At 66.3% G+C, this 13,524-nt stretch carries 10 protein-coding genes; 3 read left to right on the top strand and 7 right to left on the bottom strand.

The window, feature by feature from the left end:
• Positions 1-46 precede the first annotated feature (46 nt).
• Positions 47-862, top strand: a complete 816-nt coding sequence (gene panB, locus BHE01S_RS07965; RefSeq protein ID WP_042262398.1) for a 3-methyl-2-oxobutanoate hydroxymethyltransferase — start codon at positions 47-49, stop codon at positions 860-862.
• An 83-nt stretch (positions 863-945) separates the two neighbouring features.
• Here the strand turns inward: panB and pabB are convergent, their stop codons facing one another.
• The 7 genes from pabB to hrcA all read right to left on the bottom strand — a co-directional run bounded on the left by pabB (position 946) and on the right by hrcA (position 10,435).
• Positions 946-2,874, bottom strand: coding sequence for an aminodeoxychorismate synthase component I (gene pabB / locus BHE01S_RS07970; RefSeq protein WP_042262401.1), 1,929 nt, complete (start codon positions 2,872-2,874; stop codon positions 946-948).
• Positions 2,875-2,926: 52 nt separating this feature from the next.
• Positions 2,927-4,063 (bottom strand): molecular chaperone DnaJ, encoded by a 1,137-nt coding sequence (dnaJ, locus tag BHE01S_RS07975; protein WP_042262403.1) that lies wholly within the window; start codon positions 4,061-4,063, stop codon positions 2,927-2,929.
• Positions 4,064-4,357: 294 nt separating this feature from the next.
• The gene (gene dnaK, locus BHE01S_RS07980) at positions 4,358-6,310 is read right to left on the bottom strand and encodes a molecular chaperone DnaK (protein ID WP_042262407.1); all 1,953 of its coding nucleotides are present in this window, start codon (positions 6,308-6,310) and stop codon (positions 4,358-4,360) included.
• A 239-nt stretch (positions 6,311-6,549) separates the two neighbouring features.
• Complete coding sequence (gene grpE / locus BHE01S_RS07985; protein ID WP_042262409.1) at positions 6,550-7,152, bottom strand: nucleotide exchange factor GrpE; 603 nt, start codon at positions 7,150-7,152, stop codon at positions 6,550-6,552.
• A gap of 550 nt (positions 7,153-7,702) precedes the next feature.
• On the bottom strand, positions 7,703-8,110 hold the full coding sequence (locus BHE01S_RS07995) for an RNA-binding S4 domain-containing protein (protein WP_042262412.1): 408 nt from the start codon (positions 8,108-8,110) through the stop codon (positions 7,703-7,705).
• Between the two features lie 32 nt (positions 8,111-8,142).
• Positions 8,143-9,210, bottom strand: a complete 1,068-nt coding sequence (gene hemH, locus BHE01S_RS08000) for a ferrochelatase (RefSeq protein ID WP_042262414.1) — start codon at positions 9,208-9,210, stop codon at positions 8,143-8,145.
• Positions 9,211-9,415: 205 nt separating this feature from the next.
• A complete protein-coding gene (gene hrcA, locus BHE01S_RS08005) occupies positions 9,416-10,435 on the bottom strand; it encodes a heat-inducible transcriptional repressor HrcA (RefSeq protein ID WP_042262417.1) in 1,020 nt (339 codons plus the stop codon).
• A gap of 322 nt (positions 10,436-10,757) precedes the next feature.
• Between hrcA and BHE01S_RS08010 the strand changes: the two genes are divergently transcribed.
• The gene (locus BHE01S_RS08010) at positions 10,758-11,669 is read left to right on the top strand and encodes an NAD kinase (protein ID WP_042262419.1); all 912 of its coding nucleotides are present in this window, start codon (positions 10,758-10,760) and stop codon (positions 11,667-11,669) included.
• A gap of 111 nt (positions 11,670-11,780) precedes the next feature.
• Complete coding sequence (gene recN / locus BHE01S_RS08015) at positions 11,781-13,460, top strand: DNA repair protein RecN (RefSeq protein ID WP_042262421.1); 1,680 nt, start codon at positions 11,781-11,783, stop codon at positions 13,458-13,460.
• The last annotated feature ends 64 nt before the right edge of the window (positions 13,461-13,524 follow it).

A 13,524-nucleotide genomic window follows, 5' to 3' on the forward strand; every position in this document is an offset into this window, starting at 1 on the left:
GCGGCGCGGCCCCACCCCGTTTTTCCCTTTCCCAACGGATTTCCCCATGACTTACCTGCAGGAAACGAGCCGCAGCGCGGTCACCGTGCCCAAGCTCCAGGCCATGCGCGACGCAGGCGAGCGCATCGCCATGCTGACATGCTACGACGCGAGCTTCTCTGCGCTGTGCGATCGCGCGGGCGTCGATACGGTGCTGATCGGCGACTCGCTCGGCAACGTGCTCCAGGGCCACACGACGACGCTGCCCGTCACCATCGACGACATCGCGTATCACACGGCGTGCGTGGCGCGTGTGCAAACGAAGGCGCTGATCATCGCCGATCTGCCGTTCGGCACTTTCGGCACGCCCGAAGACGCGTTTGCGAACTCGGTGAAGCTCATGCGCGCCGGCGCGCAGATGGTGAAGATCGAGGGCGGCGAATGGCTCGCGCCCACGGTGAAGATGCTGGTGGAGCGCGCCGTGCCCGTGTGTGCGCACATCGGCCTCACGCCGCAGTCGGTGCATGCATTCGGCGGCTTCAAGGTGCAGGGCAAGAGCGATGCGGCCGCCACGCAGATGATTCGCGACGCGCTGGCGCTGCAGGACGCGGGCGCGCAGCTCGTGGTGATCGAGGCCGTGCCCGCGGCACTCGGCGCGGAAGTCACGAAGCAACTGCGCATTCCGACCATCGGCATTGGCGCGGGCGTGGACTGCTCGGGCCAGGTGCTCGTGCTGCACGACATGCTCGGCATTTTCCCCGGCAAGCGGCCGCGCTTCGTGAAAGACTTCATGGCGGGCCAGCCCGATATCGAATCGGCCGTGCGCGCGTATGTACAGGCCGTGAAGGAAGGCACGTTCCCGGGACCCGAGCACGTGTTCTGAGCCGTCGATCTGGCTTCGCACAATGAAAAGCGCGCTCCAGATGGAGCGCGCTTTGTTTTTGGTGAGGCGCTACGCCCGTGATCTCATCGGATCAGGCGTGCCGGCACCGCGCCGCGCAGCGCATTCGTCAGCAGGAGGGCTTCGGCGTTCAGCACGTCGTCGCGCGTGAGCACGCGCTCCTGGGCGCCGAATGCTTCGTCGTCGAGCAGCACGCCGCGCATCACGCCCGGCAGCACGCCCGAGGCGAGCGGCGGCGTGTACCACCTGCCGTCGAGCTTCACGAACACGTTCGAGCGGCCGCCTTCGGTCAACTCGCCGCGCTCGTTGAAGAACAGCATGTCGAAGGCGCCTCGTGCTTCGGCCTCGTGCCACGCGCGATCGAATTCGGCGCGGCGCGTGGTCTTGCGCACCAACAGCGCGTCGGCGGATTCGACCGGCGCGAAGCCGTGATCCGGCGCGAGCAGCACGCCCACGGTGTCGTGCGCGAGCGCGGCGAGCGGCGCGCTCGCGAGCGTAGCCGCCCCGCTCTTGCCGAGCGCGAGGCGCACACGGTGTGGCGCGTGATCGTCTGGAATCGCGTCTCCAGTCGCGTCTTTAGTCGCGTCCGCAAACGCGGCGCAGGTTGCGTCGATGCGCGCTCGCAACGCCTGGACGTCGCACGGGAAGCCGAGCCACGCCGCACTCGCGGCGAGCCGCGCGAGGTGACGCTCCACGTGGCGCACGCCGCCGGCGCGCGTCGCGTACATCGTTTCGAAGCATTCGATGCCGGGGTCGGCATCGGTCAGAAAGCGCGCTTTCAGGCGGCACTCCTCGTATTCGTCGGCGGCCACGCTGTCGAGCACGATGCCCGCCCCGACGCCCATCTCGCCGCGCCGCGTGCCGCCGGTGCCCCTCGCGGGCGCATCGAGCGTCAACGTGCGGATCACGACCGAGAGGCAAAAGTCGCCGCAAGCCTCGCCCGTCGAGGGCGCATCGAGCCAACCTATCGTGCCCGTGTAAAGCCCGCGCGGCGCATGCTCGAGCGCTTCGATCAGTTCCATCGTCCGGTGCTTGGGCGCACCCGTGATCGAGCCGCACGGAAAGAGCGCGCGCAGGGCGGAGGCGAATGTCGTGCCTTCGCGCAGCGTCGCTTCGACGGTCGAGGTCATCTGCCAGACCGACGCGTAGGGCTCCACGCTGAAGAGTGCCGGTACGCGAACCGAGCCTGCCTGCGCGACGCGCGAGAGGTCGTTGCGCAGCAAGTCAACGATCATCACGTTTTCGGCGCGGTTCTTCGGATCGTTCGCGAGAAAACGCGCGGCGGCGGCGTCCTGCTCCCCATCGGCGCCACGCGCGGCCGTGCCCTTCATGGGTTTCGCGCGCAACGTCTTGCCGCGCTTCTCCACGAACAGCTCCGGCGAGCACGAGAGCACCCAGCGATCGCCCGGCAACGCGATCAGCGCGCCGTAACGCACGCGCTGACGCTCGCGCAAGCGCCTGTAAAGCGCGAGCGGCGAACCGTACGCCTCGAAGCCGAGCCGGTAGGTGTAGTTGATCTGATAGGAGTCGCCCGCGCGCAAGGCGTCCTGCACGGCGGCGATGTCCTGCTCGAAGCGCTCGCGGTCGACACCGGCCGTCACGCCCGCCACGCCCGCTGGCGCAGGCGCTTCATTGCCCTCCTGCGCCGCGAGCCATGCATCGGCCTCTGCGCGCGAGAGCTTTTCGCAGCGCTCGAACAATAAAAAACGCAGCGCGGCGTGGCCGTGCTGCGTTTCGATGGAGGACGCGTTGCGCTTTGCGAATTCGAGCGTGCGCCCGAACTCGTAGTCGCCGGTCACGAGGGCGTGAAGTCCGTTGCCCAGTTCGGCGTCCACCTGCGCGCACACCGCGTCGAGATCCGCCGCGCGCCGGCATGCAAGCTCGCGCACGAACCCCGTATAGAGGCGGCTCGAGCGGCTAACCGCCGTCGAGTCGCCGTCGTCGAGCAGCGCGAAAGCCGCATCACCCGCTGCGGCGCCAGAATAGACTGCCATTGCGATCACTACCTGCTGCTTGCCTGCTGCATGATGACGCCGGAAACGCGCATCAGTCGAAGAAGCTCTTCACGCGGTCGAACCAGCTCTTGCTTTGCGGGCTGTGGCGCGAACCGCCTTCCACGAGCGACTTTTCGAACTGCTGGAGCATCTCGCGCTGGTGTTCGGTGAGCTTGACCGGCGTTTCCACCTGGACGTGCACGTACAGATCGCCGGCGATGCTCGAACGCAGGCCCTTGATGCCCTTGCCGCGCAGACGGAACGTCTTGCCCGACTGCGTGCCTTCGGGCACCGTGAAACTCGCGCGACCCGCCAGCGTCGGCACTTCGATCTCGCCGCCCAGCGCCGCCGTGGTGAACGGAATCGGCATCTGGCAGTGCAGGTCGTCGCCGTCGCGCTCGAACACCGCGTGCTGCTTGATGTGGATCTCGACGTACAGATCGCCGGACGGCCCGCCGTTGATGCCCGGCTCGCCGTTGCCGGCCGAGCGAATGCGCATGCCGTCGTCGATGCCCGCCGGAATCTTCACTTCGAGCGTCTTGGTCTCCTTCACCTTGCCTGCGCCGTGGCAGTTCGTGCAGGGTTCGGGAATGTACGAGCCCGTGCCGTGGCACTTCGGGCAGGTTTGCTGGATGCTGAAGAAGCCTTGCGACATGCGCACCGAACCCGAACCATGGCAGGTCGGGCAGGTTTCGGCCTTCGTGCCGGGCTTCGCGCCCGAGCCGTGACAGACTTCACAGCCGCTCCAGCCCGGCACGCGGATTTGCGTCTCGTAACCGTGCGCCGCCTGCTCCAGCGTGATTTCCATGCTGTAGCGCAGGTCCGCGCCGCGATACACCTGCGGGCCGCCGCGTTGGCCGCCGCGCGCGCCGCCCGCGGCCTGGCCGAAGATGTCGCCGAAGATGTCGCCGAAAGCGTCCGCGAAACCGCCGAAGCCCTGTGCGCCCGCGCCGCCCATGTTGGGATCGACACCGGCGTGGCCGTACTGGTCGTAAGCGGCGCGCTTTTGCGAGTCCGACAGCATTTCATAGGCCTCTTTGGCCTCCTTGAAATGCTCTTCCGCATCCTTGTTGTCCGGATTGCGGTCGGGGTGATACTTCATCGCGAGCTTGCGATACGCCTTCTTGATTTCGTCGTCGCTCGCGTTCTTCGCGACGCCCAGAACCTCGTAGTAATCCCGTTTCGCCATATCGGTTCAACGCCGGCCTCGCGCTTCACGGCGCGCGCCGGCTCCTCTTGAATGCTGGATCTCGTGACCCGTTTGCCGTTCCCCCGAACATCCGCACAGGCGTTTCTCACGCCGCGGCGGCCCCTGAAAGAGAACGGCCTCCATAAAACAAATGTGCCCGGAGAGCCGGATGGCTCGCCAGGCGCTGCAATGCCGACACGCATCGTAACCGATGCGGCCGCTTTCGTAGCCGCTTTGACCGGATCACGACCGTTCGCTGATCAGGCAGAACGGTCATGACCGCCACGAACCGGCTTAGTCCTTCTTGACTTCCTTGAACTCGGCGTCGACCACGTCGTCCGCGTTGTCCTGCGCGCCCTGCTCGGCAGCACCTGCGGCACCCGCGCCGGCTGCACCCGCCGCGCCTGCCTGCTGGGCCTGCATGTCGGCGTACATCTTTTCGCCGAGCTTCTGCGACGCCGCCGACAGCGCCTCGACCTTCGCCTCGATCGTCGACTTGTCGGCCGACGAGCTCTTCAGCGTGTCTTCGAGGTCCTTCAGCGCGGCTTCGATCTTTTCCTTTTCGGAAGCGTCGATCTTGTCGCCGTACTCGGCCACGGCCTTCTTCGTGCTGTGAACCAGTGCGTCGCCCTGGTTGCGCGCGTCGGCGATCTCACGCAGACGGTGATCTTCTTCCGCGTTCGCTTCGGCGTCCTTCACCATCTTCTCGATTTCGGCTTCCGACAGACCCGAGTTCGCCTTGATGGTGATCTTGTTTTCCTTGCCGGTGGCCTTGTCCTTCGCGCCCACGTGCAGGATGCCGTTCGCGTCGATGTCGAAGGTCACTTCGATCTGCGGCACGCCGCGCGGTGCGGGCGGAATGCCTTCGAGGTTGAACTCGCCCAGCAGCTTGTTGCCCGCTGCCATTTCGCGTTCGCCCTGGAACACCTTGATCGTCACGGCCGACTGGCTGTCGTCCGCCGTCGAGTAGACCTGTGCGTGCTTGGTCGGGATCGTGGTGTTCTTGTTGATCATCTTCGTCATCACGCCGCCGAGCGTCTCGATACCGAGCGAGAGCGGCGTCACGTCGAGCAGCAGCACGTCCTTGCGGTCGCCCGACAGCACCTGGCCCTGGATCGCGGCGCCAACGGCCACGGCTTCGTCAGGGTTCACGTCACGGCGCGGGTCCTTGCCGAAGAACTCCTTCACCTTCTCCTGCACCTTCGGCATACGCGTCTGGCCGCCGACGAGAATCACGTCGTCGATGTCGCCGACCTTCACGCCTGCGTCCTTGATCGCCACGCGGCACGGCTCGATGGTGCGCTCGATCAGGTCTTCGACCAGTGCTTCCAGCTTGGCGCGCGTGATCTTCAGGTTCAGGTGCTTCGGACCCGATGCGTCCGCCGTGATGTACGGCAGGTTGATTTCGGTCTGCTGGCCCGACGACAGCTCGATCTTGGCCTTTTCAGCGGCTTCCTTCAGGCGTTGCAGCGCGAGCACGTCCTTCGAGAGATCGACGCCCTGCTCCTTCTTGAACTCGCCGATGATGTAATCGATGATGCGCTGGTCGAAGTCTTCGCCGCCGAGGAACGTGTCGCCGTTGGTCGAGAGCACTTCGAACTGCATTTCGCCGTCCACGTCCGCGATTTCGATGATCGAGATGTCGAACGTGCCGCCGCCGAGGTCGAACACGGCGATCTTGCGGTCACCCTTTTCCGCCTTGTCCAGACCGAACGCGAGTGCGGCTGCCGTCGGCTCGTTGATGATGCGCTTGACTTCCAGACCGGCGATGCGGCCTGCGTCCTTGGTGGCCTGACGCTGGCTGTCGTTGAAGTACGCGGGAACCGTGATCACGGCTTCGGTGACCGGCTCGCCGAGGTAGTCTTCAGCGGTCTTCTTCATCTTGCGCAGCACTTCGGCCGAAACCTGCGAAGGCGCGAGCTTCGTGCCATGCGCTTCGACCCATGCGTCGCCGTTGTCGTGCTTGACGATCTTGTAGGGCATCAGGCCGATGTCCTTTTGCACTTCCTTCTCTTCGAAGCGGCGGCCGATCAGGCGCTTGACTGCATACAGCGTGTTCTTCGGGTTGGTGACCGACTGGCGCTTGGCCGGTGCGCCGACCAGCACTTCGTTGTCGTCCATGTAGGCGATGATCGACGGCGTCGTGCGGGCGCCTTCCGAGTTCTCGATCACCTTGACCTGATTGCCTTCCATCAGCGCCACGCACGAGTTGGTGGTGCCGAGGTCGATACCGATGATTTTGCCCATTTTTGTCAAATCTCCAGAATTTGGTCGCTGTGCGGACGCCGCTTTCGCGCTGCGCAGGTAACTGCATGCTCGAGCCGCGTTTTCCCTTTTGCGCGGCTGGCGTCCACTTCAATACGGAACTGCTGCCCAAATAAGTGCCGTTACGGCGATTTCAAGGGGTTCAGGCTATGCGTTCCATCATTTTTTTCAATCGCGGGGCCTTAGGGTGCCTGCAGGCCGCGACGCTACTTACATCTTTCTTACTTCGGCGCCGAAACGGTCACGAGCGCCGGCCGCAGCACGCGGTCGGCGATCACATAGCCCTTTTGCAGCACGCTCACCACCGTGTTCGCTTCCTGCTCGGACGGCACCATCGAGATGGCCTGGTGACGGTGCGGGTCGAACTTCTCCCCCACGGGGTTGATGGCGAGGACCTTGCCCTTCTCGAGCGCGCCGGTCAGTTGCCGCAGCGTGAGCTCGACGCCTTCGTTGACCTTGGCGAGGTCGTCGGAGTTATGGGCGAGCGCGGCTTCGAGGCTGTCCATCACCGGCAGCAGATGCTCGGCGAAGTTTTCGATCGCGAACTTGTGCGCCTTGGCGACGTCTTCCTGCGCGCGGCGGCGAACGTTCTCGGTCTCGGCCTTGGCGCGGACGAAGGCGTCCTGCAATTCGGCGACCTTCGCCCGGGCTTCGGCAAGCTGGGCTTCGGCCTGTGCGGCCTCGGCAAGCGCCGCAGCGTTCTGGTCCACGCCGCCTTGGGCTGCCTGCCCGGCCGCCCCGGCCGGCTGGGGCTGGGCTGCCTGCGACGCCTCGTCCGCGGGCGTGGGGTTCTGGCTCGTCGGGTTCTCTTGCGTGTTTTCCATGTCGCTGAACGTCGTTGAATAGTAAAAAAGGGAACAAAGCTTCGGACGCCCTTGCGCGCCCCGCTCTGCAACGCCGGCGATCGTTGCGCCAACGCGACAGAGGCTTCGTGCATTGCGACAGCACATGGGTGCCGGATCGCTTGTTTCAAGGGCCTCTCGCGGCTTTTTTATGCAGGCATCCAGGCCGCGAAATCGCCCGTTACAACCATTACTGCAGCGCCGCAAAAATGAAATTGAGTAAGGGACATCCCTGACCTACACTCAGGAACAGGTGCTGCTCACGGCGCGTTTACCCTGAGCCAGGCACCGCACCGAACGGGCCTGCGGTCAGCATATTTTTTAGCGGCATCGCCGCACATAAAAACGCTAACCAGGCCCCGAAACTGGCCGTTTTGCTGCGATCCCAAGGGGAGTACCGTGAAACTGACCTTTGCCATATCGGTGGTCGCGCTGGTACTCATCGCCGGAACTACGACCATCTGCATGTCGGGCGCCGTGAACGAAAACACGACGGAATACGGGGGCGTGCACGCCACGATGGAAGCGCTCTTCAACCCTCACGCGAAAATTTGTCGATAGTGCGGCGGTCGCGCTTGGTCGGCCTGCCCTGCAACACGGCAGCGGGTTCGCGAAAGAGCCGGCGCCGGTCCTGCTCCGCCGTGCGCCTCTCGCGCCCGGCTTCGGTTTCCGCATAGAGCGTCTGCGCGATGCTGGCGGGTCCGCGCACCTCGCAAATGCCCAGCACCTGCACTTCCCACACCACGTGATCGATCTCGATTTCGACGAGGTCGCCCACGCGCACGTCCTTCGACGCCTTCACGGCGTCGCCGCCAATGCGCACGCGCCCCTTGCCCACGGCGTCGGAGGCTAGCGAGCGCGTCTTGAAGAAGCGCGCGGCCCATAACCATTTGTCGATGCGCAGCCGCGCGCCAGGTTCAGTCGAAATCTTGTAGTTCATCAGAAGCTTTCCGGATCGCCCAGTTCGCCGGGTCAGGCCACTGCGCCAGCCGGCGCCGGGGCCTGCACGGGCCAGCCCTGCAGGTGCTGCGCAACGATCTCGCCTAGCGCCGCGATCCACGCTGGCGAGGCATTCAGGCACGGAATGCGGTGAAACTCCTTGCCGCCGCCGTGGAGGAATTCGTCGCGCACTTCCATGCCGATTTCCTCGATGGTCTCGAGGCAGTCCGCCGTGAAACCGGGGCAGAACACGTCCGCACGGCGCACGCCGCCCGCGCCCAGCTCCCGCAGCGTGGGCGCGGTGTACGGCTGGAGCCACTGCGCCCGCCCAAAGCGCGACTGGAAGGTCACCCGGCATTCGACCGGTGTCAGCTCCAGCGCATGCATGAGGAGCGCGGCCGTTTGCTGGCATTGGTCGTGGTACGGGTCGCCCAGATCGAGTGTACGGCTCGGCACGCCGTGAAAACTCAGCACGAGCCGGTCGCCCGCCGCGAAATCGGGTTTGCCGTGCGCGTGCCAGTACTGGTGCACCTGGGCCGCGAGCGCCGCGATATACGCCGGGTGGTCATGATAGCCGCGCACCGTGCGGATTTCCGGCTGGTTGCGCATGCGGCGCAGCGCGGCGAAGGCCGCGTCGAACGCGGTGGCCGTGGTCGACGCCGAGTACTGCGGATACATCGGCATGAGCAGGATGCGTTCCGCGCCCGCCAGCTTGAGCTGGTTCAGCATCGCCGGGATGTCGGGCGTGCCGTAGCGCATCGCGTAATCGACGAGGACCGTGTAATCGTTGATCTGCAGCAGATGGCGCAAGCCGTCGGTCTGCTTTTGCGTGTGCACGCGCAGCGGCGAACCCTCGGGCGTCCAGACCGCCGCGTACTTCCTCGCCGACGAACGGCCGCGAAACGGCAGAATCAGCGCGCGCAGGATTACTTGCCAGACCGGCGCCGGAATCTCGACCACGCGCGGATCGGAGAGAAACTGCGCGAGATAGCGGCGCACGGCGCGCGGCGTGGGTGCGTCCGGCGTGCCCAGGTTGATGAGCAGCACGGCGACGCGATGCGCCGCGGCGGACTGCGAAGGCCGCTCCAGGTCGAAACGCATAGGCGATCAGTGGCGCCGCGCGCATGCGCAGCAACGGTTGCACGAAACAAGCATTATAGCGGGCGGGCCTGGCGGGCCAAACCGGCCTCCGCAACGCGGCGGCCCATCGCGCACTCATCGCGCGTTGGCCATTCGGCCGATGGCGCGCGGCACGTCTTTCGGGGATGATCGATGCCAAGGCGGGGGGCGCCGGGCGACGCGGGGCTCAGTTCTGGCTGAGCGTGAGCGAGAGCAGGCGCGCGGTGATGTCGACGATCGGGATCACGCGGTTGTACGCCATGCGCGTCGGCCCGATCACGCCGAGCGTGCCGACGATCTTGCCGTTTACCTCGTAGGGGGCGGTCACCACGCTCATTTCCTCGATCGGCACGAGCTGCGACTCGCCGCCAATGAAAATCTGCACGCCCTGCGCGTGACTCGAGACGTCAAGCAGCTGCAGGAGGCTGGTTTTCTGGTCGAACACGTCGAATAGCTTGCGCAGGCGCGCCATGTCCGAGGAAAGGTCGGCCACTTCGAGCAGGTTGCGCTCGCCGGAAATGAGCACGGTGTCGCCGCTCTCGGGCTCTTCGGTGCTGGCGGTCACGGCCGCGTGCATGAGCGTGGTCATGTCGCCGCGCAGCGCGTCGATTTCCTCGCGCAGGCGGCGGCGTACCTCGTCGAAAGACAGGCCCGCGAAGTGCGCATTGATGTAATTCGAGGCTTCGATGAGCTCGGAAGGCGTGAAGTCGCGCTGCGTCGCCATGATGCGGTTCTGCACGTCGCCTTCGGGCGTCACGATGATGAGCAGGATGCGCTTGTCGGACAGGCGCATGAACTCGATCTGCTTGAATACGTGGCTGCGCCGGGGCGTCAGCACCACGCCCGCGAACTGCGAGAGGTTCGAGAGGACGCTGGCCGCCGCCGCCACGACTTTCTGCGGCTCGCCGGGGCGCAGCGTGGTCTTCACCGCGCGCGTGAGCGCGTCGTCGTCGGTACTGGGCTCGACAGTGAGCATGGTATCGACGAACAGCCGGTAGCCGCGCGGCGTGGGCACGCGCCCGGCCGAGGTATGCGGGCTGGACACGAGACCCAGCTCCTCGAGGTCCGACATGACGTTGCGGATCGTCGCCGGGCTCAGCTCCAGGCCGGAATAGCGCGACAGCGTGCGCGAGCCGACCGGCTGACCTTCGGCGATGTAGCGCTCGATCAGCGTCTTGAGGAGGGTTTGTGCGCGGGGGTCTAGCATGACTCAAAATTTTAGCCTAATGGCGCTTTGGCCGCGAGTGTCCCGCCAGGCCGGGCCCGGCGGGCAGACGCGCCGCAGCGCGGGCGGGCTTGGGCGGGCCTGTATCGGCCGCCGTCGCCGGGCGTATTGGAGGGTACTGCCGCACGGCACTACGGCGTCACTGCGCCAAGGCACTGCGGCACGTCACTTCGCCCGTCACATCGCGCGTTGTCATCGCCGTGTCACCGGCTTCGGGCCGAAGGGCGCGGCGCGCAAGGCTGGGCGGGCCGCGCCCGGCCTGCGCCAGGTTCTTTTCGCGACCTGACTATGGTGTAATGCCGGCATGCAGATCCAGAAGATCCAGAGCCAGTTCAAGACGGTTGCGCTCGTTGGGCGCAGCAACACGCCAGGCATCGCCGAGCCGCTGACGGCGCTCGCCCAGACCATTTCGAAGCGCGGCTTCGAGGTCGTGTTCGAAGCGCAAACCGCAGAGGAAATCGGCGCGCAAGGCTATCCCGCGCTGCAGCCTGCCGAAATCGGCGCGCGCGCGGACGTGGCCGTCGTGCTCGGCGGCGACGGCACGATGCTCGGCATCGGCCGCCAGCTCGCGCCCTACCGCACGCCGCTCATCGGCATCAACCACGGGCGGCTCGGCTTCATCACCGACATCGCGTTCTCCGAGATGCAGGAGGTCGTGCCGCAACTGCTCGCGGGTTCGTTCGAGCGCGAAGAGCGCTCGCTGCTGGAGTCGCGCATCACGCGTGACGGCGACCCGATCTACCACGCGCTCGCCTTCAACGACGTGGTCGTCAACCGTAGCGGCTTTTCGGGCATGGCCGAACTGCGCGTGAACGTGGATGGCCGCTTCATGTACAACCAGCGCTCCGACGGTTTGATCGTCGCGACGCCCACGGGCTCGACCGCCTACGCGCTGTCGTCGCAGGGGCCGATCCTGCATCCGCAGTTGCAAGGCATCGTGCTCGTGCCGATCGCGCCGCACGCGCTCTCGAACCGCCCGATCGTGCTGCCCGACGACTGCAAGGTGAGCATCCAGATCGTGGCGGGGCGCGACGTCAACGTGAACTTCGACATGCAGTCGTTCACCGCGCTGGAGCTGAACGACGTGATCGAGGTGCGCCGCTCGCGCCATACCGTGCCCTTCCTGCACCCGGTCGGCTACAGTTATTACCGCACGCTGCGCAAGAAGCTGCACTGGAACGAGCACCCCTTGCTGCAGGGCGATCCGGAGGACTAGGGTCTTCGCGTGACGCGCGCGTCCGTTGCCACGCATTTGCCACTCAGTTGCCACGCGGCCGGCGGTCCCACGGTAATCAAAGCCAACCCCAAAAAAGCAGAACCAGACGCCATGCTTCGCCATCTCTCGATTCGCGACTTCGTGATCGTCGCCGCGCTCGACCTCGAATTCGACAGCGGCTTCACGGTGTTTTCCGGCGAAACCGGCGCGGGCAAGTCGATCCTGATCGACGCCCTCGCCCTCACGCTCGGCGCGCGCGCCGACGCGAGCGTCGTGCGCACAGGCGAGAGCCGCGCCGACATCACCGCCGAGTTCGATGTGCCCGCGCATGCCGCGCTGTGGCTCGACGAGCAGGCGCTCGCGAACGGCGACGGCGAGCACACGGTCATGATGCGTCGCGTGGTGGACAACGGCGGGCGCTCGCGTGCCTTCATCAACGGCACGCCCGCCACGCTCGCGCAGCTGCGCGAACTGGGCGAAATGCTCGTGGACATCCACGGCCAGCATGCGCACCAGCTGCTCATGCGCTCCGATGCGCAGCGCGAACTGTTCGATACGCACGCCGGCCTCACGGATCTCGCCGCCACCGTCGCGCGCGCGTGGCGCGCGGCGCGCGACGCGCGTCTTGCACTGCAAAGCGCCATGTCGCGCGACCGCGAACTGCAGCTCGAGCGCGAGCGCCTTGCGTGGCAGCTCGCCGAGCTCGACAAGCTCGCGCCGCAGCCGGGCGAATGGGAAGAAATGAACGCGGAGCACGTGCGGCTTGCGAACTCGGCCAACCTCATCGAAGGCGTGCAAGGCGCGCTCGCGGCGCTGTCCGAATCCGATGAAGCGATGCTCTCGCAGCTGAACGCGATCGTCTCGAAGCTGCGCTCTCTCGCCGAGGTCGATGCCGAGCTCAACGACGCGCTCGCCGCGCTCGAGCCGGCCGCGATCCAGATTCAGGAAGCCGCATACTCGCTCTCGCATTACGCGCAACGTCTCGATCTCGATCCGCAACATCTCGCGCAGGTGGAACGGCGGCTCGACGCGCTGCATTCGACGGCGCGCAAGTTCCGCCTCGCGGCCGAGACGCTTCCCGAGGAACACGCGGCACGCCGCCAGCAGCTCGCGGCGCTCGACGCCGCGTCCGATCTCGACGGCCTGCGCGCCGCGGAGCAAAAGGCGCAGGACGCCTATCTCGTGCAGGCGCGCCAGCTCTCGAAGGCGCGCGCCAAGGCGGCGAAGGCGCTCGGCGCGGCGGTCACGCAAGGCATGCAGGAACTGTCGATGGCGGGCGGCAGCTTCGAGGTCGCGCTCGTGGCGCTCGGCAGCAGCTCGACTGGTGAGCCGATCGGCGGCACGCATGGCCTGGAGCAGATCGAATTCCGCGTGGCGGGCCATGCCGGCGTGCCGCTGCGCCCGCTCGCGAAGATCGCCTCGGGCGGCGAACTCGCTCGCATCAGCCTCGCGCTCGCCGTGATCGCGAGCGCGGCGAGTCCCACGCCCACCCTGATCTTCGACGAAGTCGATACGGGCATTGGCGGGGGCGTCGCCGAAGTGGTCGGACGTTTGCTGCATCAGCTCGGGCGTGCGCGCCAGGTGCTGTGCGTCACGCACTTGCCGCAGGTCGCGGCGCGCGGCGACCATCACTTCCAGGTGGCGAAGTCCGGCGACGGCAACGGCGGCACGGTCTCGGCCGTCACGCCGCTCGACAGGGGCGGCCGCGTGGAAGAAGTCGCGCGCATGCTGGGCGGGCTGGAGATTACCGCGACGACGCGGCGCCACGCGAAGGAGATGCTGGCGGCCTGAGCGAGACTGCGCCTCGCGTATCGGGCGTATCGGGCACATCAAGCGCGCCGGCCGTCGACGCCTC

Source organism: Paraburkholderia heleia NBRC 101817, from assembly GCF_000739775.1.
Classification (GTDB): Bacteria; Pseudomonadota; Gammaproteobacteria; order Burkholderiales; family Burkholderiaceae; genus Paraburkholderia; species Paraburkholderia heleia.